We start from the raw sequence: 20,340 nt of genomic DNA on the forward strand, positions 1-20,340 counted from the left end.
TGAATGTAACATGCAGAAAGCTCACCGGATCGGTTCTGGAATATTAATATATAGCCCCATTTTGTTGAGCTGAATTGATGGCGGTAACACCGCTTATCCGAGCAGGGGTTGGCAGATTCCAGACTAGGCGCTAGCTTCTCTTTCAAGCGCCTCGATAGGGGGCGCATCTATGGGAGAGATCACAATGAATAAGATACTGAGTGGTGCGGCCTTTGCCGCCCTGAGCGTGGCGTTTGTCACCGAGGCAGCCGCGACCGAATGGAATGCCTCGGTCTGGGGTAAACGTCGTGCTTTTACCGAACATGTTGAAAAACTGGCTGAACTGGTGAACGAGAAAACCGGCGGCGATTTCACCATCAATGTCAGCTATGGTGGCCTGTCGAAGCCCAAGGAAAATCTGGACGGGATCGAGATTGGTGCGTTTGAGATGGCGCAGTTCTGCGCGGGCTACCACCGCGACAAGAACCGCGCGATCACTGTACTGGAACTGCCCTTCCTGGGTGTGAACACACTGGATGAAGAAGTGGCTGTCAGCCACGCGGTTTATGATCACCCGGCGGTCAAAGATGAGATGGCGCAATGGAACGCGCGTATCATCATGACCTCGCCGATGCCTCAATATAACCTTGTTGGCACCGGTGACCCTCGTGATGAACTTGCCGAATTCGACGGGATGCGTGTTCGTGCCACCGGTGGTTTGGGGCAAGCATTTGAAGCGGTTGGCGGAGTACCTACGTCCGTGCCCGCGACAGAAGCTTACAATGCGATGGAATCGGGCGTGGTCGATACAGTGGCCTTCGCCCAGCATGCGCATCTGTCGTTTGGAACCATCAACGAAGCCGACTGGTGGACGGCGAACCTCAATCCGGGAACCGTGAATTGCCCAGTTGTGGTAAATATAGACGCCTATGAAGCCCTGCCAGTGGAACACCGTGAGGCGCTTGATAGCTCGATTGATGAGGCGATCGCACATTATCTGGCCAACTACGGTGGACTGCTTGAAAAGTGGGACGGCGTTCTGGAAGAAAAGGGCGTTGAAAAGGTCGAGATCGACGGCGCAGTTCTTGAAGAGTTCCGCGCCAAGGCCGCCGATCCAATCCGCGCAAAATGGATTGAAGACATGACGGCTCAGGGTCTGCCAGCGCAGGACCTGTACGATCTGGTGCAGACAACACTGCAACAGCAACGCGGCGGTAACTAATCGCCCCTCGCCGGGTGTCATTGGGCACCCGGCCTTTCCTACAATCAAAGGGTTGCTGAGATGGCAGGACATGCCACGGTGCTTGAGGATGGCAGTCTTATAAGTCGGCTGGATCACCGATTGTTGCGACTGGAGCGCTTTATGGCGTTGATCAGTGGATTTGCGGTCTTCGGACTGATGGTGCTGGCTGTTGTGTCAGTCAGCGGCCGAAACGCCTTGAATGCGCCGTTGCCCGGCTATGTTGACTGGATAGAACAGGCGATGCCCCTGATCGCGTTTCTGGGCATTTCGTTTGTGCAACGCGATGGCGGGCATATCCGAATGGATATCTTGATCTCGCGCCTGAAAGGGCGGGCGCTGTGGTTGTTCGAACTGATCTCGGTTCTGTTGATCCTGCTGCTGATGCTGGCACTGGTTTGGGGCAGTTGGTCCCATTTCGACCGCTCCTTTGATTTTGGCGCCCCGATGTGGAGCCGCGACAGCTCAATCGATATCGGGATTCCTATTTGGCCAGCCAAGCTGTTGGCGCCCGTTGCTTTTTCGATTCTTTGTGCTCGGCTGGTCCTGCAGGTCTGGGGCTATGGACGCGCGTTCTTGCTGGGGCTCGAAACCCCGGTGGCCGTCCCGTTGATACAAGATGCCGCCGCACAAGCCGCAGCCGAGGCTGAACAATTCGAAGGACGTAACTGACCCATGGATACGATTGATATCGGCCTTTGGGTCACCGCCGGCCTGCTGGTTCTTGTCGTCACTGGTATGCGCGTGGCTTTTGCTGCTGGGCTGGCAGGGTTGGTTGGCCTTATTTGGATATTCTGGGCCAAGTTTGGGTATGATCCCGGGCGGTTTGGAAAGGCACTGACGGTGGCGGTCAAAACGGCCGGGCAGGTGCCGCATTCCAAGGTGGCGTCTCATACGCTTAGCCTGATCCCGACATTCATCCTGATCGGCTATCTGGCCTATTACGCCGGGCTGACGCGCGCCCTGTTCGAGGCGGCAAAACGCTGGGTGGCATGGGTGCCCGGCGGATTGGCAGTTTCAACAATATTTGCAACCGCCGGTTTTGCAGCGGTTTCAGGCGCCTCGGTCGCCACATCAGCCGTTTTTGCAAGAATCGCCATCCCCGAGATGCTGGCCGTCGGCTACAACAAGCGCTTCGCCGCCGGGGTGGTCGCCGCTGGAGGGACGTTGGCTTCGCTTATCCCTCCATCCGCGATTCTTGTGATTTATGCGATTATCGTCGAGCAGGATGTGGGAAAACTGCTGCTAGCGGGTTTTATTCCCGGTGCGTTCTCGGCGGTGATTTATGGGTTGTTGATCGTTGGCATCGCCGTGATTTTTAAATCCGTCGGGCCACCTGTGACAGGATTTACCTGGAAACAACGATTTGCGGCGCTTCCGGGCGCGTTGCCCATCGTGGCAGTGATCCTCATCATCATCTGCTTCGTCTATAACCCGTTTGGCGACAAGGCCTGGGGCACTCCGACCGAGGGAGGAGCCATTGGGGCGTTCATCGTGTTCTGCTTTGCCCTGATCCATGGGATGCGCTGGCCAGAGTTCAAGTCGGCCTTGCTTGAAACCGCCAAACTAACCGCCATGATCTTTGCGATCATCTGGGGCGTTCTGATTTATGTCCGCTTTTTGGGATTCGCTGATCTGCCCGGAGCGTTTTCCGACTGGATCACCTCGCTCGAGATGTCGCCGATGCTGATCCTGATCTGCATCTTGCTGGCCTATGCAGTGCTGGGCATGTTCATGGATGCGATCGGCATGCTGCTTTTGACACTGCCTGTCGTGTATCCTGCCGTTATGGCCCTGAATGGGGGCGAGGCCGTCAGCGCCGCAGACAGCGCATTTGGCATGTCCGGGCCAATGTGTGCGATCTGGTTCGGTATTCTTGTGGTGAAAATGGCCGAGTTCTGCCTGATCACACCACCCATTGGCCTGAATTGCTTTGTCGTTGCCGGGGTGCGGCCTGATCTCAGCGTTCAGGATGTGTTCAAGGGTGTTACTCCTTTCTTCATTGCAGATGCACTGACCATCGCGCTGCTGGTGGCTTTTCCGGGGATCGTTCTCTACTTGCCATCGCTGGCCGGATAAGAAAAAGCCCCGGCCAAAGGCCGGGGCACAGTTATTGATGTGCGGGTTCTTTATCCTGCCCGCATCAACATCCCAAACAGGTCCCTTGGGTCGTCAGGGTCTGCGAGCATATCCAATGCTTCATAGAAATCAGTGCCTTCAATTGCACATTTGATGTATCGTAGTGCCGAAAAATCTTCGATTGCGAAACCTACACTGTCAAACAACGTGATCTGTCGATCGTCGGTGCGGCCTTTGGCCTGTCCGGTCATCACTTCCCACATCTCGGTGACCGGGTGATCATCCTCCAGAGCCTGTATTTCACCTTCGACCCGCGTTTGCTCGGGGTATTCTACAAAGATATCCGAGCGCAGAAGGATATCGCGGTGCAGTTCGGTTTTGCCGGGGCAATCGCCTCCAATCGCGTTGATGTGGACGCCGGGGCCGACCATATTGTCTGTCAGGATGGTGGCGTATTTCTTGTCAGCGGTGCAGGTCGTTATGATCTGAGCGCCTTCGATCGCCTCTTCTGGCGTTTTGCAGGGCACGATTGTCAGCCCTTTGCCCTGCAGATTGGCAGCACATTTCGCCGTCGCGTTCGTATCGGTGTCGTAGAGCCGGACAGTATCGATCCCGCACATGGCTTTGAATGCGAGACACTGGAACTCGGATTGCGCTCCGTTTCCGATCATCGCCATCGTCGTCGCCGATTTGGGTGCGAGGTACTTGCCAACCAGCGCCGAGGTTGCCGCCGTCCGCAGTGCGGTCAGCATAGTCATTTCGGTCAATAATGTCGGGTAACCGGTATAAACATCAGCCAGCAGGCCAAACGCTGTAACGGTTTGCAGGCCCTCAGACGTGTTCTTGGGGTGACCGTTTACGTATTTGAACCCGTAAGCCTCACCATCCGAGGTTGGCATCAATTCAATTACGCCGTGCGGTGAGTGAGCCGGGATGCGGGGCGTTTTATCAAAACTCTCCCAGCGTTTGAAATCAGCTTCGATCTGCGTAGCAATCTGTGTGATCATCTGTTCGACCCCGACGTGGTGAACCAGACGCATCATGTTGTCGACGGATACAAACGGCACGAGGGCCTTATCAGAGGGTTGCATCAAAGACTCCTATCGGCGGGAAAGATGGATACCAGCGATCATACAACGTACGGATCCACCGGCTGTTTCAATTGTGGGAACCGAGAGCGGCAGCGGAGTTGCGCTTGCTTCGATAACCGCGACTTGAGCGGGCGTAAGAGCCTTTAGCGCACGGCTGGACAGCGCCAGAACAAGACCATCGTTGCCGCTAAGCTCAATCGCGTTTCCTGCAAAATCTGCGATCTGTTCATGAGACAGATCGATGACAGTACGACCAGACTCCTCAAGCCGTGCCCGAACTGTTGCCCGACGTTCTGGGTCGGAAATCATGTCCAAACAGATCAGCGCGTAGTGCGTCCCGATCCCCATCAGAACATTGGTGTGATAGACATCGCGTCCTTCGGCATCCTTTGCATCGAACGCGATCGGCTCATAGTTGAAATGCGTACAGAAACGTTCCAACAACACCGGATCAGCGCGATTGGATCGAACGGTGTAGGCAATACGGCCCACGTGATCCAGAACCATTGCGCCCGTACCCTCAAGCGCCAGGTCGTCCTGTTCGAGGCCGGAATAATCGATGACGTCCTGCACTCGATATTCCCGCTTCAGCAACTCGATTACATCTGAGCGTCTCTCGCGTCGACGCGATGGTACGAACATCGGATATACGGCGACATGACCGCCGGGGTGGGTCGAAAACCAGTTGTTCGGGAACACGCTGTCGGGTGTATCGCGCTCACCTTCATCGTCAAACACATGAACGGTCACACCAGCAGCGTGAAGCTTTTCTACTGCTTTGTCATGCTCATCCCGCGCAGCCGCTGAAGTCGCTGCGGCAGATCGATTTGCCAGCGTTTGAAACGCATTGTCGTCTCGGGTTTCTGGATTCGACGCGAATGCATGGGGGCGCACCATCACTACAACCGAAGGAGATTGAAGAGATATCATCAGAAGCTCCGGGTTGGGCGATCGAAGATGCGACGCCCCATAAGCGAGGCTGCAAGATCGACCATCAGTTTTGCGGTCCGGCCGCGCTCATCAAGGAACGGGTTCAACTCGACGAGGTCCAGCGAACAAACGAGGCCGCTTTCGTGCAGGAGTTCCATGACCAGATGCGCCTCACGCTCGGTCGCGCCTCCGGGGACTGTGGTGCCAACTGCTGGTGCGATCGAGGGGTCAAGGAAATCCACATCCAACGAGACATGCAGGATGCCGTTGGCCTCGCGTACTTTGTCGAGAAAGGCCAGAAGTGGGGTCTTGATGCCGTGTTCATCGATGCTGCGCATATCGGCCAGCATCGCGTCATCCTTTTCCAGCGCCGCGCGTTCGGCTGGATCAACCGAGCGCAATCCTATCATCCCAACGCGATTGGTTGGGATTGGAGTGGTTACAGGAGGAAAGGGCTCAAACCCCGGTTGACCGGTGAAATAGGCGACGGGTGTTCCATGTAAATTGCCGCTATCTGTGCTGCGCGGTGTATGAAAATCACTGTGTGCATCCAACCAAAGAACAAAGAGCGGGCGCCCGATTTTATCCGCATGTGCCGCCATCCCTGTCACCGTCCCCATCGACAGCGCGTGATCGCCGCCCATGAAGATCGGCAAACCTTGCTCTGCGACTTCATTCGCAGTCCGGCTCAACGCCTGTGTCCAGCCGACGCATTCCGGAAGCGAGAACAGATGGGCGTCTGCTGGCACATCTACCTGATCCGGGTGAGTATCGCCGATGTCGGTCACGGTATGTCCCAGGTCAGACAGCGCTTGTTCAAGCCCGGCAACACGGTAGGCGTCGGGCCCCATTCGGCAGCCCTGACGATGTTTGCCAGCATCCATCGGAACCCCGGCGAGAATGATGTTCTGTTTGCTCATAAGTCTATCTATCGATACGATATGAGTTGAGAGAAGAGGGCAAATTGATCAAACTGGATCAACAAAATTCTATTTGGTAAATACGTATGGACGAACTGGATAATAGGTTGCTGAATGCGCTGCATAGGGACGCACGCGCATCGCTGTCAGAGTTGGCCGAAATGCTTGGCGTAACCCGAACGACTGTGCGCAGCCGGCTGCAGCGTCTCAAGCAATCTGGCGAAATCGTGGGGTTCACTGTGGTGACCCGGCAGGGTGTGTCGGAAAGCCCCGTACGTGGATTGATGATGCTTGGAATCGAAGGTCGCGGGACCGAGCGGATCCGGTCCCGGCTGGCTGCGATGCGGCAAGTTCGGGCGGTACACTCGACCAATGGCAGTTGGGATCTGATAGCCGAGATCGGCACAGATACTCTGGACGAGCTTGATGAAGTGTTGTTCCAGATCAGGCGGATGGAAGGCATCACGCGGTCCGAGACAAACCTGTTGCTTTCTACGCGCAAGGGCCGTTCGTAACTGGCTGTTCAAGCCACTTTGACGGATTCGAGAATCGTGCAAAGCTTTGAATTAACACTGATCTGAAGATCATAGGGCAGGGACGTACAGTATGACCACAGAGGCGAGCACCAATGAGACGCGCGTGGCAAATTTAGCCGAGCGCGTAACAGGGTTGTTGGAAAAGCCATTGGTCAAGATTGCGGTTCCGCTACTGATCACCGGAATAGCACTCGCGGTTCTGCACGACCTGTCTGCACATGTGAAATGGTCAGATATCCAAAGTGATATCGCGGCGAAGCCTGGGAAGTTCATGTTCTTCGCGCTGTGTTGGACGGCGTTCAGTTTTCTGTCTCTATCATTCTATGATGTCCTTGCCGTGCAGAGCGTGGCTGGTGGAAAGGTGCCTTTGCCTGTTGCCGGAATGGCTGGGGCGAGCGGTTACGCGGTGTCGAATTGCCTTGGATTCTCTTACATCACCGGCACCGCGATCCGATATCGGATCTATGCCTCGCTCGGGCTGGATTTGGGGCGCGTTGCGGGGGTGATCGCGACCTCGTGGGTGGCGTTCTGGATGGGGCTGGTTCTGCTTCTGGGCCTGCTGCTTACCATCCATCCTGACGGTATTTCCAAGGTCCTGCCCATCAGTGAGACAATGGAAACTGTGATAGGCCTCTGCATGCTTGCGGGGCTGATTGTTCTGTTTGTTTGGCTTTCAAGCGGTGGGCGGCGATTGGCGTATGGCGGCTTTGGGTTCAACCTGCCGGGTGGTAAGCTGGCCAGCTTGCTGACAGTCGCCGCAGTTGGCGATCTGTTCGGCGCGTCCATGGCGCTTTGGGTATTGATGCCTGACGATTTGGGTGTTGGCTATCCATATTTCTTCGCGGTCTATATCGGTGCGATCGCGGTGGGTATCCTCAGCCATGCACCGGGTGGGATAGGCGTGTTCGAAGCGACCCTGATTGCAGGCCTCGGGGCATCGGGCCGGTCTGATGTCATTGCTGCACTTCTGCTGTACCGGCTGATCTATACTTTTTTGCCATTTGCCATTGCCAGCCTGTCGATTGCGGTCGCATCGGCAATGACTCAGCGCCAACGCATCGGGGGCGCGATGAGCTGGGTTTATCGTGCAATCCGCCCCATTGTCCCGATGGTGGCCGCGGGTGTTGCGGCAGTGGCCGGGGTGATCTTGCTGGTCTCAGGTGCCTTACCTTCCAGTTCCCAAAACCTTGGCGTACTGCGTGCGGTGCTGCCCTTGTCGTTTGTCGAGGCCTCACACCTCGCAGGCAGCGCAGTGGGCGTTTTGCTGCTGTTGGTATCGCGTGGACTATTCCGCAAACTCTATCGCGCATGGGTGGTGGCCATGTTGTTGATGGCGGCTGGTTTCTTTGCCTCGCTCGCCAAGGGGCTGGATACACACGAAGCCCTGTCCTTGCTGTTTACGATTGGCCTTCTGGCGATGTTTCGGGGGGCTTTCTACCGGGTTAGTGGTGCTTCGATCTTTCGGCTGAATATCCCATGGTTGGTCAGCGTAGTCGCATTGCTGGCGGTAATTTTCTGGATCGGGTTGTTCGCTTATTCCCATGTTGAATACGAGAACGCCTTGTGGTGGGATTTTGCCTGGAGCGGCGATGCCTCACGTTTCCTACGCTCAAGCCTTGTTGTCGCTGTGATCCTTGGCATTGTGGCGGTGGACTCTCTGTTTGGGAGAGAAATTCCGGCTCCGGTTCGCACTGAAATTCCCGAAGTCGTGGAACGGCTTGTGATGGAAAGCGAAGACACCGAGTCTCAGATTTCGCTTACGGGCGACAAGCAATTCCTGATTTCACCCGACGAAACCGCATTCCTCGCTTATGCCGATACTGGCAACGCGCTCATCACCAAGGGTGAGCCGGTGGGAGATGAAAAGGCAGGGCAACAACTGATCTGGCAATTGCGAGAAATGGCCGATCGCGAAGGCAAGCTTTGTGCCTTCTACAGTGTATCGACCAAGTATCTGCCAACTTTCCTCGACCTCGGCCTATCTATCTTGAAGATCGGAGAAGTGGCCCGCGTGCCGCTGCAGGATTTCTCTCTGGATGGAAAATCGCGCAAACGGTTTCGTCAGGCCAAGAACCGGGCCGAGCGTGAAGGGTACAAGTTCGAAATCATCCCCAAGGAACAGCTTGCTCCGGTGTTGCCCGAGCTTCGTCAGATCTCGGACGACTGGTTGGCGCAAAAGGCGGGTGAGGAAAAAGGTTTTGCACTGGGCGGCTTTGATGATGCCTACCTGTCCTATTTCAACCACGCCGTTCTGCGGGATGAGACAGGCAAGATCATGGCTTTCGCCAACCTGTTTCAAGGCGGAAACAAATCCGAATTGTCTCTGGACCTGATGCGTTACGAACCCGACAGCCCCAGTTTTGTCATGGACGCGCTGTTCGCCGAGATGATGGTCTGGGGTTCCGAGCAGGGATTCCACTGGTTCTCGCTGGGCGCTGCACCATTTTCAGGGATTGAGAACCGGCAGTTGGCCTCGCTTTGGAATCGGATCGGTGGGTTCGTTTATGAACATGGCGAGCAGTTCTACCACTTCGAAGGCCTGCGCGCCTTCAAGCAGAAATTCGATCCGGAATGGAGCCCCAACTATCTGGCCAGCCCCGGCGGATTGGCGGCGCCACGTATCCTCTACGAAGTTAACATCCTGATCTCGGGTGGCCTGCGCGGGTTGACGAAATAGCGTTTAGTTCAGGCTGGCGCGTGTTGGCGTTTTCTCAAGCAGATCACCCCAATCGGTGCGATAGGCCATTTCGGCCAGAACAGTCTCGGGTAGGAACTCCTGATTCTGACGGATCTGCCAGCCGCCACCCAAACCTTTGTAGATCGCGACCAGATTGGACGAGACTTCTTGCCGCGCCTCGATCAAGTTTGCTTGTGAACGGAGCAGGGCAGTCTGTGTATTCAAGATACGGGAATAACTGGCGATGCCATCGCGGTATTGATCAACGGCTATGTCAGCAGCTTTGCGCGATGCTTCAACGCTACGCTGATAAAAGGTGACCTGTTTGCGCGCCTGTGCATAGGCGACCATCGCACTTTCAACCTCTGAATAGGCGGTCAGCACAGTGTTCTGGTAATTTGCGATCAACGCCTGATAAGCCGCATCCTGAGCGCGGACGTTGTTCTTGATGCGGCCATAGTTCAGGACATTCCAGACAACGCCTGCACTGGCCAATCCCGTGGCACTATTGGTGCTGAACAGATCACGCCCGCCCGAAGCCTGCAATCCGATCGACCCAGACAGGATGAATTGCGGATAGAGATCAGCCAAAGCGATCCCCACCTGCGCCGACTGGGTGGCAGCCGCAAGTTCGGCGGCGCGGACGTCGGGCCGCCGCCGTAGCAATTCGGCAGGGACTCCCACAGCTACGTTGCTGCGCCCTGTTGGAATGCGACCCGAGTTTCCAATCAGGCCCGCCATCTGGGAAGGGGTTTTGCCCAAAAGAACTGCCAGTGCGTTCTTGGCCTGTTGGATATCGCTTTCCAGCTCGGGCACTAGCGCCTTCGTGTTGTTGAGCAGAGCAGTTGATTCCTGCACATCCAGCTCGGTCGTTACGCCGTTGTTAAAGCGTAACTGGGTGAGGTCTGCCGATTCCTGCTGGATCGTGATGTTCTCCCGCGCGATGCGCAGCGCCTCCTGCAACGAACGGATGTTGATATACAGCGCTGCAACGTCCCCGGTAAGCGTTACTAGAGCGTCGTCATAATTGGCGACCTGTAGTGCAAGGTTAGACCGCGCGGCCTGTACGCCGCGACGTTGCTGGCCCCAAACGTCTAGCTCCCATTGCGCATCAAAACCGACTTGCGAGGTTGAGAATTCGGTGTCCAAAGGGATGATACGCCGGATATCCGAAATCGGCCCAAGGTTGTCGCTGATCTGTCGACGTTGCAGCGAACCGCCCACGGCTTGTGATTGCGGGTAAAGCTCACCAAATGCGATGCCAAGCTGCGCGCGGGCCTGCAGTACGCGGGCACCTGCGACCTGCAAGGTCAGGTTTTGCGCATAGGCTTCGGCGATTAGTTTGTTCAGCGTCGGATCGTTGAATGTCTCCCACCAGCGCACAACGGGGGCGCTGCGCGAGGTCAGCCCGCTTTGACCCGCGCTGGGGTTGTTGACCTCCATCCATTGCTTCACAACTGGAGAGTTGGGACGCACGAAATCAGGCCCGACCGGTGTACAGGCGGCGAGGGTGGCAGCGCAAAGGGCGGTGCCCAACAACCGGCGGAGTGTCATCGTACGCATCCTCAGATATCCAGTGGCCGGATGAAGTTGGCGAAGGAATAGAGGCGGATATTGATGCGCCTCAGAAACTCAAAACTTTGGCCCATGCCCGTGTAGATTGCCACGGCCGCATGGCCACCAGCGGGGAAGGTGTGCCCCTCAGGCACATCGACTGAGATTTGAACAGCGATCCGACCGGGAAGCTTCGGCAGCTCAAAGCCGGGCAGGCGGCCTGAGGGCAGGTATTGGCCTTGCCGTGTGGCCCACCAGACGGCTTCGACCTTCCCGGTTAGAATTTCGCCGGGGTACAGGTCCAGCGCAACTTCAACCGGTTGGCCGACTTCTACGAATTTGAGATTTTGCTGTCGGAAGGTGGCCAGAATATAGGGGCTTTCTTCAGTGACGAAGCTGGCAATGGCACCCAGACGAATTTCCCCCACAACCATCCCCGGGCGGGCCTGTTGCGAAACGATCATGCCATTTTCAGGGGCGTAGATCGTTGTGTTTTCAAGAAAGTACTCTGCTTCGGCCAGTTGGGCCTCAGCTTCCAGAATGCCGGTATTCACCCCGTCGATCTGTGAATCCAGCGCGAGGTTGGCCTTTTCCAGATTGGCCTGAGCCTCTTTGATTTTCGCCTGATCTTCCGCGACCTGTTCGTTCCAGCGATCTAGTTCGTCCTGACGTGCCCCACCAGCCGGAACAAGGTTCTCGTATCGCGCCTGTTCCGTTTGGGCATACGCCAATTGCGCATTTGCACGCTCAACCGCTTCGCTTGCAGCGATGACGTCCTGTTCGAGAATTTTCGCGTTTTGCTGCGCCGCCACCAGTTGCGCATTTGCCTTGTCCACGGCCAGCGAAAACACCGTGTCGTCGAACTTATACAGCGGATCGCCCTTCGTGACCCATGTGTTGGGCTCTACCAGAACCTCGGACAGGATTGTGGGCTGTGTCAGGCGCGGTACGATCTGGATCGTGGACCGCACAACGTGGCTGTCGACTGAGAAGGGCTGAAAGAACCGCAGCGCGACCAAAAAGATCAGCAGCAGATGAGCGCCGACCCAGAACGAGACGATCCCCCACATGATGTTGAATTTCAGCCATTCCATCTTGAAAAAGATGAACCAGACAAAAATGATGTAGAACAGCGTGATGCCAAGGGCGACAAACATGAGTGCTGAATTCCTTTGGCGTTAGGCTTGCTTGGTTTCGTCGGTGTCCAGCGGGTCTTGGTATTCCGGTTTAACGGTGCCGCCCAGACGCTTGATCTCATCCCGGATCGCTTTGCGTTCTTCATCAGGGCCACGGCGCATGTCGACTGTCACCCCGTCATGGAACGCCCAGATAAAGGCATGCACCCACGGTACTATAGCCAAAAAACCCATCCATCCCATGATCTTGACGGCTTCGGCGTGCGGGTGGTTGCGTTTGATCGCAATCCGTCCGGGTAGGCCCATTAGGAACAGAAACAACGCCATCACCGCTGCCAACAGCAGAATAAGCGCCACGAATGTCAAATAGTCATAGTAGCCTAGCGGCTGCCCCAAAAGTCCCATGCTCGCGCCTCCTGTTGGGAAGGTTGTGCCATCCTCAGTTGTTGTTGCCCAGTTCGTCAATCAATTTGTAACTGGTCGGCGGGTCCGCACAAATGGTTGGGCCGCATTCGATCAGGGTCGAGATCGCGTTTAGCCCCGCCAGAGCCAACAACGTAAAAAATGCAGCCTTGGCCAACCCGCGTCCTCCGAAACGCGGGCCTTGTTGAGCGTCACTGACATATTGCCTGTCAAACATCAGCATGATCGCCGTTCCCAGAAGGACCAGAAAAAAGCAGATGGCGGCCCAGGTGTAGTAGTGCAGTCCTAGAACGGGAGAGCCATAGTGGCCCGTGCCTGGTACGATATGCAGCAGGATTTGACGGATCGAAACGCTGCCTCCGTAAAGTGCGGCAAGCAGCATCAGCGCATAGTGACGCGCGCGCGCTCCGTAAAGCAGGTTCAGCCCAAGTCCAACGCCGACGGCGACAAAGCCGACCCTCTGCAACAAACAAAGCGGGCAGGGCAACTCGTTCAGCGAAAACTGATAGGCGTAGGCCAATACAAGTACGAGGCTGACAGCAAATGCGCCAACGGCATTCAGGGTGCGAGACAGTTCAGGTGTCATTGAATCGCTCCCTACAACTGAATGGTGAGCGTGCTGGTGGCGTGGAATTTCAGCCAATAGACGCTCAACGCCAGAGTGATCAGAAACAGGGCCATTCCGGCGTTTGTCCGGCCAAAGTAATTTAATCCCATTGTGACTGTAAGTAACGAAAATAAAAGCGCGATCATGGTCCGCTGCCGCCCCCCTTGCGCCAATTGCAATTGATCACGACTTTGTCATCTGGATTGTGGTCTGGCAAGCAAAGACAACCGAAAGGCGCAGTGGAGGGCTATTTGCATTCCATAATTTGCGTTTGCCAGTCATTGCATTTCCGGGCCAGCGTTTCAGGAAAGTCAGAATCTGTATAAACCGTATCAATATCCGCCAGCGACGCTATGCGCGCAGGTGCGGTTCTGCGGAACTTGGAATTGTCAGCGACGAGGCTGATCTGTCGTGCCTGTTCAATGATTGTTTGGCTGACCAGTACTTCCTGTAGGTCAAAATCCATCAAATCTCCGTCCAAATCCAAGGCCGAGCACCCAATTATGGCGTGATCAAATTTGAATTGTCGGATGGTTGAAACTGCCAGATTGCCTACCAGCCCGCTATCCGATCGGCGCAGAACACCACCTGCAACGACAATCTGACAATCCGGGTTCTCTACAAGGATATTGGCCACGTTCATGTTGTTGGTTACGACCATCAGGTTCTTGTGGTCGAGCAATTGTCGTGCGACGGCCTCGGTCGAGGTGCCGATATTCATAAAGATCGAGCTGCCTTCCGGAATATCAGCTGCGCAGCGTTCGGCGATGCGAATCTTGGCCTCATGGTTCAGGGCACGCCGGTCTTCGTAACCAATATTGGACACGCCCGAACGCAGAACGGCCCCTCCGTGCACCCTGTCCAGTTTTCCTGCATCTGATAACTCGGACAGGTCGCGGCGGATGGTCTGAACCGTCACCTGAAAGCGTTCGGCCAGTCCGTCGACGGTAACGCGACCTTCTACATTGGCGATTTCAAGAATGTCTGATTGACGGAAGGATAGTGACATAGATCAGCTCTGCGCTTGGGATAGTTCGTTTTTGTTCTATTTTTTGAAACTGACAAGACTTATTGTACAGTTATTGCAAAAATTTCGAGAATTTTGATTGCAACCGAACATTTACGAAAAGTTATGTTGACGATACGAAGTGTTGTGATGCTAATGCCATCGAAACTGCCACTTTTGGGGAATCGTTTGGATATGTCATCAGACAGCAGTCAGGTAACCGATCTTTTCATAATCGGTGGCGGCATCAACGGGTGCGGAATTGCAAGGGACGCTGCGGGGCGGGGATTGTCTGTCACCTTGGCAGAGATGAACGATCTGGCGTCTGCCACCTCCTCGGCGTCGACCAAACTGTTCCATGGTGGGCTAAGGTATTTGGAATTTTTTGAGTTCCGTTTGGTCCGCGAAGCTCTGATAGAGCGGGAAACGCTGCTGCGCGCGATGCCGCATATCAGTTGGCCGATGCGTTTCGTGTTACCGTATCACGCCGATATGCGTTTTGATTCTGAGACGCCAACCTCGCGATTGCTGAGTACGGTGATGCCATGGATGCGTGGGCGACGGCCGGCCTGGCTGATCCGGTTGGGTTTGTTTTTGTACGATAATCTTGGCGGCCGCAAAATCCTGCCGGGAACGCGCGCGTTGAACCTGCGCTCTGTGCCTGAGGGCGCGCCTTTGCAAGACAAGTTCGAAACAGCCTACGAATACTCGGATTGCTGGGTCGAAGATTCTCGGCTGGTGGTTCTGAACGCCCGTGACGCTGAGGCAAGGGGCGCGAAGATCAGGGTTCGGACCGAAGTTCTTGCGGCCAGGCGTGTTGATGACATGTGGCATATCACGATCCGTGATCAGCAGAGCGGTGAGACTGAGACAATTCTGGCAAAGATGTTGATCAATGCAGGTGGCCCGTGGGTGGGCGATATCATTCAGACCAAGATCCACATAAATTCACGCGAAGGGGTCCGGTTGGTGCGGGGCAGTCATATCGTGACGCCCAAACTGTTTGATCACGACAAATGCTACTTCTTTCAGGGTGAGGATGGGCGCATCATCTTTGCCATTCCTTACGAGCAGGATTTTACCCTGATTGGCACCACAGATCAGGATCATTCTGATCCATCGGAGCGGCCAGTTTGCACCGAGGCCGAGCAGGAGTACTTATGCGCATTTGCCACGAAGTATTTTAAGAAACCGGTGACACGTGCTGATATCGTCTGGACCTATTCCGGCGTGCGTCCACTTTATGATGACGGCGCAAGCAGTGCCACCGCAGCGACCCGAGACTATACGCTGAAGGTTGATGCCACAGGCGGCGCTCCGGTTCTGAATGTCTTTGGCGGCAAAATCACCACATACCGGCGCCTCGCGGAAAGCGCGTTGGAGAAGATCGGAGAGTACTTCCCAGATCTTGCAGGGCCTTGGACGGCCGGGGTAGCGCTGCCCGGAGGAGATTTCCCCGTTGATGGTGCGCCAGATTTAGTCCGGCAGGTGCAGACGGATTATCCTTTCCTCACCGAAGCTTGGGCGCATCGGCTGGTCCGAGCGTACGGCACCGAAGCTTGGGACATTCTGGGGGCGGCCAAAGATCAGACCGATTTGGGCGAGGATTTTGGGGCGACCCTGACCGAGACCGAACTTGTCTGGTTGATGGACAAGGAATACGCGCGCACCGCCGAGGACGTTATATGGCGCCGCAACAAGTTGGGACTACGACTAAGCCCCGAGCAGATTGATCGGCTCGATGACTGGATGACAAATCGGTAACGCAACAACCAGTCGCTTCACACGAAAAAAACGCCCCGCTGTTCTGCGGGGCGTATTCGTTTTATTGCCGTTTTTACGCGGTTTCCTCTGACGGTCCTGGATCATTCTTGCTCCCTTTGATCCACTCTCGCATGCTTTGCATAACGGCATAGAGGACGGGAACCAGAATGACGCCGAACAGTGTCGCAGCAAGCATACCGCCAAATACGGCCACACCAATGGCCTTCTGACTTGCCGCCCCGGCACCATTTGCCGCCAGCAATGGAACCACGCCCAGCAGGAAGGACAACGCGGTCATCATCACGGCGCGGAAACGCTGGAAGGCAGCTTCGACCGCGGCGTCTTTAACGGACAGCCCCTTGGCCCTTTGTTCCATCGCAAATTCGACGATGAGAATCCCGTTCTTTGACGCAAGCCCGACCAGCATGATCATCCCGATCTGCGTGTAGAGGTTGATGTCGCTGCCCACGATTGCCACCGCTGCGACGGCACCGAACAAGGCCACGGTCACCGACATCAGGATCGAAACGGGCATCGTCCAGCTTTCATATTGGCCGACAAGGAAGAGGTACCCGAACAGGATTGCTAATCCTAGGATCACGACAACCAGGTTGCCTGATGCCAGCTGTTGTTGCGCGGTCCCGGTCCATTCAAAAGCATAACCGGGGGGCAGAGCGGTCGCCGATTCTTCGGTCATAGCGGTGATGGCGTCACCGGTTGACAATCCGGCCGCTGGAACTGCGGTCACAGTCGCAGAACGGAACAGATTGTGCCGTTTCAGCAGAACCGGGCCCAGTACGTTCTCGACGTCGATCAATGTGCCCAACGGCACCATCTCGCCTTTGGTGGAGCGTACATAGAGGTCCGAGATATCCTCGACCTTGTTCCGGTACGAGCCTTCGGCTTGGATCATGACGCGGTAAACACGACCAAACAGGTTAAAGTCGTTTACGTAATATGAACCAAGCTGCGCCTGCATGGTCTGGAAGATCTCGGCCACCGAGACCTGCAGCGTCTTGGCTTTTTCCCGGTCCAGATCAACGAAAAGCTGCGGGACGTTAGCGCGAAAAGTGGTGTAGGCCTGTGCGATTTCAGGCCGCTGGTTCGCGGCATAAACATATGAGCCAACAGCCGAGGCCAGATCCTGCGGCGATCCGCCTCCGGTTTGCTGTACCTCCATTTCCACGCCAGCGGACATGCCCAAGCCCTGAATGGGTGGCGGGTTGAAGGCCACAATCGACGCTGCGGATTCCTGGTTTGCAATCGCCAGAACTTTGCCCAGGATGGCATCGGCGCTTAGATCAGGTTCTTGCCGCTCCTCCCAGTTGGTGAGGTTGACGAAAATGGCTGCTCCGTTTGTCGTCGTACCGTTCAGCAGCGAGAACCCGTTCACCAGAACGGTGCTCGCAACACCGGGGATCTCTTGGATCTGCGCATCCAGACGTGCCGAGACAGTTTCGGTGCGTTCCAGAGTTGCGGCGTCGGGCAGTTGGAGGTCGACAAACAGATAGCCATTATCCTCGAGCGGGATAAACCCTTTCGAGGTGGCACCCATGATGGACCCTGTACCGGCAGCGAAGGCTGCGATGATGCCCAGTGAAATCACCGGCAAGATCAGCAATTTTCGTACGATTGCGGTATATCCGTTGCGCATCGTACCGATGAACCCTTCGAACACAGCCAGCAGCCCGGTTGGGGGACCGGAGCGTGCCTTTAGAACCAACCCACACAAGGCCGGGGACAATGTCAGGGCGTTGATCGATGAGATCACAACAGCGGTCGAGATCGTGACTGCGAACTGAGAATAAAGCCGCCCTGAAATGCCAGGCATAAAAGTGACGGGTACGAACACTGCCAGCAAAACCAGGGTTGTCGCAATCACCGGACCGGTGATTTGGCCCATCGCTTTGCGTGTCGCTTCCGCAGGAGGCAGCCCTTCATCCGCGATGATACGCTCGACATTTTCAACTACGACAATGGCGTCATCCACCACGATGCCGATGGCTAGCACCAGCGCAAATAGAGAGATCGTATTGAGCGACATGCCGAATGCCAGAAGGAAAGCGAATGTTCCAATCAGTGAAACGGGAATTGCCACCGCGGGAATAATAGTCGCGCGCCAACTGCCAAGGAATATGAACACGACCGTAATCACGAGTATGAATGTCAGGATCAGTGTTGACACCACGTCATTGAGCGATTGTTCCACAAAGTCTGTCGTGTTGAACGGAACGGCATATTCTACATCCGACGGAAAGGCTCGGGACAGACGGTCTAGCTCGGCTTCAACACGTTCGGAAACCGCAAGCGCGTTCGCGCCAGGGGCCTGATAGATACCGATAACCGTTGCCGGAACGCTTTGAAAGTAACCCGAAGCTGAATAAAACTGCGCACCAAGTTCTGTGCGTGCGATGTCTTTGACACGTACGATCGCGCCTGCATCCCCGGTGCGGATAACGATATCTCCGAACTCATCAGCGGAGGTTAGGCGGCCTTTGGTCTTGATCGTGTATTGAAAGGTTTGCCCTTCTGGAACAGGCGGTGATCCAATCGATCCAGCCGATACTTCGATATTCTGCTCGCGGATTGCGTTTATGACATCACCCGGAGTGATCGACAGCGCGGCCATCTTATCCGGATCCATCCATATCCGCATCGCGTATTCCAGATTGGTCAGAACATCCGCCTTACCTACGCCCTGAACGCGTGCCAGCGCGTCTTTCAGGTTGATCGAGGCATAGTTCGAAAGAAACACGCTGTCATACGTGCCATTGGGCGAGGTCAGCGTGACCAGCAGCAGCATGTTTGTTGACGCTTTTTGGGTTACCACGCCCGATGAGGTCACTTCGCTCGGCAACGAGGCCATGGCCTGCGCGACGCGGTTCTGCACGTTGACCGATGCAATATCAGGATCGGTGCCAACTTCAAACGTTACATTCAGAGAATAAGAACCGTTATCTGACGAAGTTGACGTCATATAGATCATGTCGTCCACGCCGTTGACCTGCGCCTCGATTGGCGCGGCTACGGTGTTCTCGACAGTTTCGGCATTCGCGCCGGTATAGGTGGCGGTTACACTGACAACCGGAGGCGTGATATCAGGGAATTGCGCAACCGGCAGAACCATATAACCGATCCCGCCCAAGATGGTCAGGACCAGCGAAATTACAAGCGCCAGCTTGGGCCGGCTGATGAACAGGGCAGAGAACATCTGTTATTCTCCTGGCTGCTCAGAGGCGACAACGGCATCGACGGCGACGCCGGGACGAACGCGCTGCAGACCTTCGACGATCACACTTTCGCCCTCACGCAGACCATCCGTTACGATAATGGCCGAGTCGACGGGGTCTCCGGTTGTGATGTAGCGCTGCTCGACCATCTGTTTGTCATTGACGACCAATACGAATTCCCCGCGTTGGTCACGTTGCAGGGCCGCTTGAGGGATCAAGACCTGCAGCGTTGGCTCCAACGCTTCGATCTGGACGTTTACGAACGCGCCATCGACAAGCAGACGTTTGGCATTTTCGAACTGAGCTGTGAGGGTGATCGCACCAGTCAACGGGTCAATGCGGTTATCTACAAAAATGATTTCGCCTGTCTCATCCAGTGCGGTTCCATTCGGCAAGGTCACATGGACGTTTGGACTTTTGTTGCTTTCTGCCAGGGTCGCTGGATCTTCACCAATTTGTTCAAGAACCGAGGTGAACTGTTTCTCGTTCAATGAAAAATTCACGTAGATGGGGGCCTCGCTAACCAGCGTGACGAGGGGTGGATTATTGGGGCCGACGACGTCGCCAACACTAATTTCGACCCGACCGATCCGACCAGAAAATGGCGCGTGAATCTGGGTATAGCTGAGATCAAGCTCGGCCTGCTGGATGGCCGCATTCGCAGCTTTTACCTCGGCTTCCGCAACCAATTCGTTGGCACGTGCGATATCACGTTCGGATTCGGGTGTGGCGTCTCGCTTGTACAGTTCTTCCTTACGTGCCAGATCGACTTTGGCCAGTTCAAGGTTGGCCTCGGCGCGGTCAAGATCAGCTTTGCGCGCTTCCAGAGTTGCTTGGTAAAGGTCTGGTTCGATCGTGAACAGCAAGTCATCTTTAGACACGGGGGCGCCGTCATCTACGTTCTGACTGTCCAGAAACCCGCTGACGCGCGCGACGATGTCGACCTTGTCGATGGCCTCGGCCCGCCCAATAAACGTCGCCTGATCAGTAATCTCTTCTGTATAGGCCGCCGCGATCGAGACCTTTGGCGCGGGGGCGTCTGACTGATCCTGTGCCGTAACTGAGTGCGGAAGGATGGACCATGCGATTACAGCGAGAGATGCGCCTATTGTCCTGAAATATCCGCGACGGCGGTATGTGGGCTTCTTAAATGCAAAGGACATGATGG

At 55.7% G+C, this 20,340-nt stretch carries 17 protein-coding genes; 6 read left to right on the forward strand and 11 right to left on the reverse strand.

From position 1 onward, the window contains the following. The first annotated feature begins 184 nt into the window (after positions 1–184). Genes ACR0DU_RS01740 through ACR0DU_RS01750 form a run of 3 tightly spaced genes read left to right on the forward strand, consistent with a single transcriptional unit; the run spans position 185 to position 3,298 of the window. Positions 185–1,201: a C4-dicarboxylate TRAP transporter substrate-binding protein gene (locus ACR0DU_RS01740; protein ID WP_480872143.1), complete on the forward strand. Its 1,017-nt coding sequence runs from the start codon at positions 185–187 to the stop codon at positions 1,199–1,201. Positions 1,202–1,261: 60 nt separating this feature from the next. Further along, positions 1,262–1,891, forward strand: coding sequence for a TRAP transporter small permease subunit (locus ACR0DU_RS01745; RefSeq protein ID WP_480872145.1), 630 nt, complete (start codon positions 1,262–1,264; stop codon positions 1,889–1,891). Between the two features lie 3 nt (positions 1,892–1,894). Beyond that, on the forward strand, positions 1,895–3,298 hold the full coding sequence (locus ACR0DU_RS01750) for a TRAP transporter large permease (protein ID WP_480872147.1): 1,404 nt from the start codon (positions 1,895–1,897) through the stop codon (positions 3,296–3,298). A 50-nt stretch (positions 3,299–3,348) separates the two neighbouring features. Here ACR0DU_RS01750 and ACR0DU_RS01755 read toward each other — a convergent pair whose 3' ends face one another. Genes ACR0DU_RS01755 through rocF form a run of 3 tightly spaced genes read right to left on the reverse strand, consistent with a single transcriptional unit; the run spans position 3,349 to position 6,239 of the window. After that, complete coding sequence (locus ACR0DU_RS01755; protein WP_480872148.1) at positions 3,349–4,392, reverse strand: ornithine cyclodeaminase; 1,044 nt, start codon at positions 4,390–4,392, stop codon at positions 3,349–3,351. 6 nt (positions 4,393–4,398) lie between these two features. Next, positions 4,399–5,319, reverse strand: coding sequence for a citrulline utilization hydrolase CtlX (gene ctlX, locus ACR0DU_RS01760; protein ID WP_170778930.1), 921 nt, complete (start codon positions 5,317–5,319; stop codon positions 4,399–4,401). Further along, complete coding sequence (gene rocF / locus ACR0DU_RS01765) at positions 5,319–6,239, reverse strand: arginase (protein WP_170778929.1); 921 nt, start codon at positions 6,237–6,239, stop codon at positions 5,319–5,321. The genes ctlX and rocF overlap by 1 nt, the downstream gene beginning before the upstream one ends. An 86-nt stretch (positions 6,240–6,325) precedes the next feature. On the opposite strand from rocF, the gene ACR0DU_RS01770 reads away from it, so the two are divergent. After that, on the forward strand, positions 6,326–6,754 hold the full coding sequence (locus ACR0DU_RS01770; RefSeq protein ID WP_170778927.1) for an Lrp/AsnC family transcriptional regulator: 429 nt from the start codon (positions 6,326–6,328) through the stop codon (positions 6,752–6,754). A 91-nt stretch (positions 6,755–6,845) separates the two neighbouring features. After that, positions 6,846–9,452: a bifunctional lysylphosphatidylglycerol flippase/synthetase MprF gene (mprF, locus tag ACR0DU_RS01775; protein WP_480872150.1), complete on the forward strand. Its 2,607-nt coding sequence runs from the start codon at positions 6,846–6,848 to the stop codon at positions 9,450–9,452. Positions 9,453–9,455: 3 nt separating this feature from the next. Here the strand turns inward: mprF and ACR0DU_RS01780 are convergent, their stop codons facing one another. From ACR0DU_RS01780 to ACR0DU_RS01805, 6 genes are all read right to left on the reverse strand, one after another. Next, positions 9,456–11,006, reverse strand: coding sequence for an efflux transporter outer membrane subunit (locus ACR0DU_RS01780; protein WP_480454721.1), 1,551 nt, complete (start codon positions 11,004–11,006; stop codon positions 9,456–9,458). Positions 11,007–11,017: 11 nt separating this feature from the next. After that, positions 11,018–12,163, reverse strand: a complete 1,146-nt coding sequence (locus tag ACR0DU_RS01785; RefSeq protein WP_480454722.1) for an HlyD family secretion protein — start codon at positions 12,161–12,163, stop codon at positions 11,018–11,020. A 21-nt stretch (positions 12,164–12,184) separates the two neighbouring features. Beyond that, positions 12,185–12,547 (reverse strand): DUF3302 domain-containing protein, encoded by a 363-nt coding sequence (locus tag ACR0DU_RS01790; RefSeq protein ID WP_170421206.1) that lies wholly within the window; start codon positions 12,545–12,547, stop codon positions 12,185–12,187. Between the two features lie 34 nt (positions 12,548–12,581). Beyond that, entirely contained in the window at positions 12,582–13,151 is a 570-nt protein-coding gene (locus ACR0DU_RS01795; protein WP_480872153.1) for a disulfide bond formation protein B, read from the reverse strand. Positions 13,152–13,162: 11 nt separating this feature from the next. Next, the gene (locus tag ACR0DU_RS01800; protein ID WP_010439542.1) at positions 13,163–13,318 is read right to left on the reverse strand and encodes a DUF5993 family protein; all 156 of its coding nucleotides are present in this window, start codon (positions 13,316–13,318) and stop codon (positions 13,163–13,165) included. A 101-nt stretch (positions 13,319–13,419) separates the two neighbouring features. After that, the gene (locus tag ACR0DU_RS01805) at positions 13,420–14,181 is read right to left on the reverse strand and encodes a DeoR/GlpR family DNA-binding transcription regulator (protein WP_170778919.1); all 762 of its coding nucleotides are present in this window, start codon (positions 14,179–14,181) and stop codon (positions 13,420–13,422) included. A 192-nt stretch (positions 14,182–14,373) separates the two neighbouring features. Here ACR0DU_RS01805 and glpD point away from each other — a divergent pair, with 192 nt between their 5' ends. Beyond that, positions 14,374–15,942, forward strand: coding sequence for a glycerol-3-phosphate dehydrogenase (glpD, locus tag ACR0DU_RS01810; protein ID WP_170778917.1), 1,569 nt, complete (start codon positions 14,374–14,376; stop codon positions 15,940–15,942). Between the two features lie 73 nt (positions 15,943–16,015). On the opposite strand, the gene ACR0DU_RS01815 is transcribed toward glpD, so the two are convergent. Both ACR0DU_RS01815 and ACR0DU_RS01820 read right to left on the reverse strand, forming a co-directional pair. After that, a complete protein-coding gene (locus tag ACR0DU_RS01815) occupies positions 16,016–19,153 on the reverse strand; it encodes an efflux RND transporter permease subunit (RefSeq protein ID WP_480872155.1) in 3,138 nt (1,045 codons plus the stop codon). A 3-nt stretch (positions 19,154–19,156) separates the two neighbouring features. Next, on the reverse strand, positions 19,157–20,335 hold the full coding sequence (locus tag ACR0DU_RS01820) for an efflux RND transporter periplasmic adaptor subunit (RefSeq protein ID WP_480872157.1): 1,179 nt from the start codon (positions 20,333–20,335) through the stop codon (positions 19,157–19,159). Positions 20,336–20,340: the final 5 nt, after the last annotated feature.

Source organism: Ruegeria sp. G2 (assembly GCF_056533505.1).

Bases quoted from the DNA above. Each gene is read 5' to 3' on its own strand.
- ACR0DU_RS01800 (WP_010439542.1), bottom strand. From the start codon at position 13,318: ATGATCGCGCTTTTATTTTCGTTACTTACAGTCACAATGGGATTAAAT.
- ACR0DU_RS01745 (WP_480872145.1), top strand. From the start codon at position 1,262: ATGGCAGGACATGCCACGGTGCTTGAGGATGGCAGTCTTATAAGTCGG.
- ACR0DU_RS01790 (WP_170421206.1), bottom strand. From the start codon at position 12,547: ATGGGACTTTTGGGGCAGCCGCTAGGCTACTATGACTATTTGACATTC.
- ctlX (WP_170778930.1), bottom strand. From the start codon at position 5,319: ATGATATCTCTTCAATCTCCTTCGGTTGTAGTGATGGTGCGCCCCCAT.
- ACR0DU_RS01805 (WP_170778919.1), bottom strand. From the start codon at position 14,181: ATGTCACTATCCTTCCGTCAATCAGACATTCTTGAAATCGCCAATGTA.
- ACR0DU_RS01770 (WP_170778927.1), top strand. From the start codon at position 6,326: ATGGACGAACTGGATAATAGGTTGCTGAATGCGCTGCATAGGGACGCA.
- ACR0DU_RS01750 (WP_480872147.1), top strand. From the start codon at position 1,895: ATGGATACGATTGATATCGGCCTTTGGGTCACCGCCGGCCTGCTGGTT.
- ACR0DU_RS01780 (WP_480454721.1), bottom strand. From the start codon at position 11,006: ATGACACTCCGCCGGTTGTTGGGCACCGCCCTTTGCGCTGCCACCCTC.
- ACR0DU_RS01815 (WP_480872155.1), bottom strand. From the start codon at position 19,153: ATGTTCTCTGCCCTGTTCATCAGCCGGCCCAAGCTGGCGCTTGTAATT.
- ACR0DU_RS01795 (WP_480872153.1), bottom strand. From the start codon at position 13,151: ATGACACCTGAACTGTCTCGCACCCTGAATGCCGTTGGCGCATTTGCT.
- ACR0DU_RS01820 (WP_480872157.1), bottom strand. From the start codon at position 20,335: ATGTCCTTTGCATTTAAGAAGCCCACATACCGCCGTCGCGGATATTTC.
- rocF (WP_170778929.1), bottom strand. From the start codon at position 6,239: ATGAGCAAACAGAACATCATTCTCGCCGGGGTTCCGATGGATGCTGGC.
- ACR0DU_RS01785 (WP_480454722.1), bottom strand. From the start codon at position 12,163: ATGTTTGTCGCCCTTGGCATCACGCTGTTCTACATCATTTTTGTCTGG.
- mprF (WP_480872150.1), top strand. From the start codon at position 6,846: ATGACCACAGAGGCGAGCACCAATGAGACGCGCGTGGCAAATTTAGCC.
- glpD (WP_170778917.1), top strand. From the start codon at position 14,374: ATGTCATCAGACAGCAGTCAGGTAACCGATCTTTTCATAATCGGTGGC.
- ACR0DU_RS01740 (WP_480872143.1), top strand. From the start codon at position 185: ATGAATAAGATACTGAGTGGTGCGGCCTTTGCCGCCCTGAGCGTGGCG.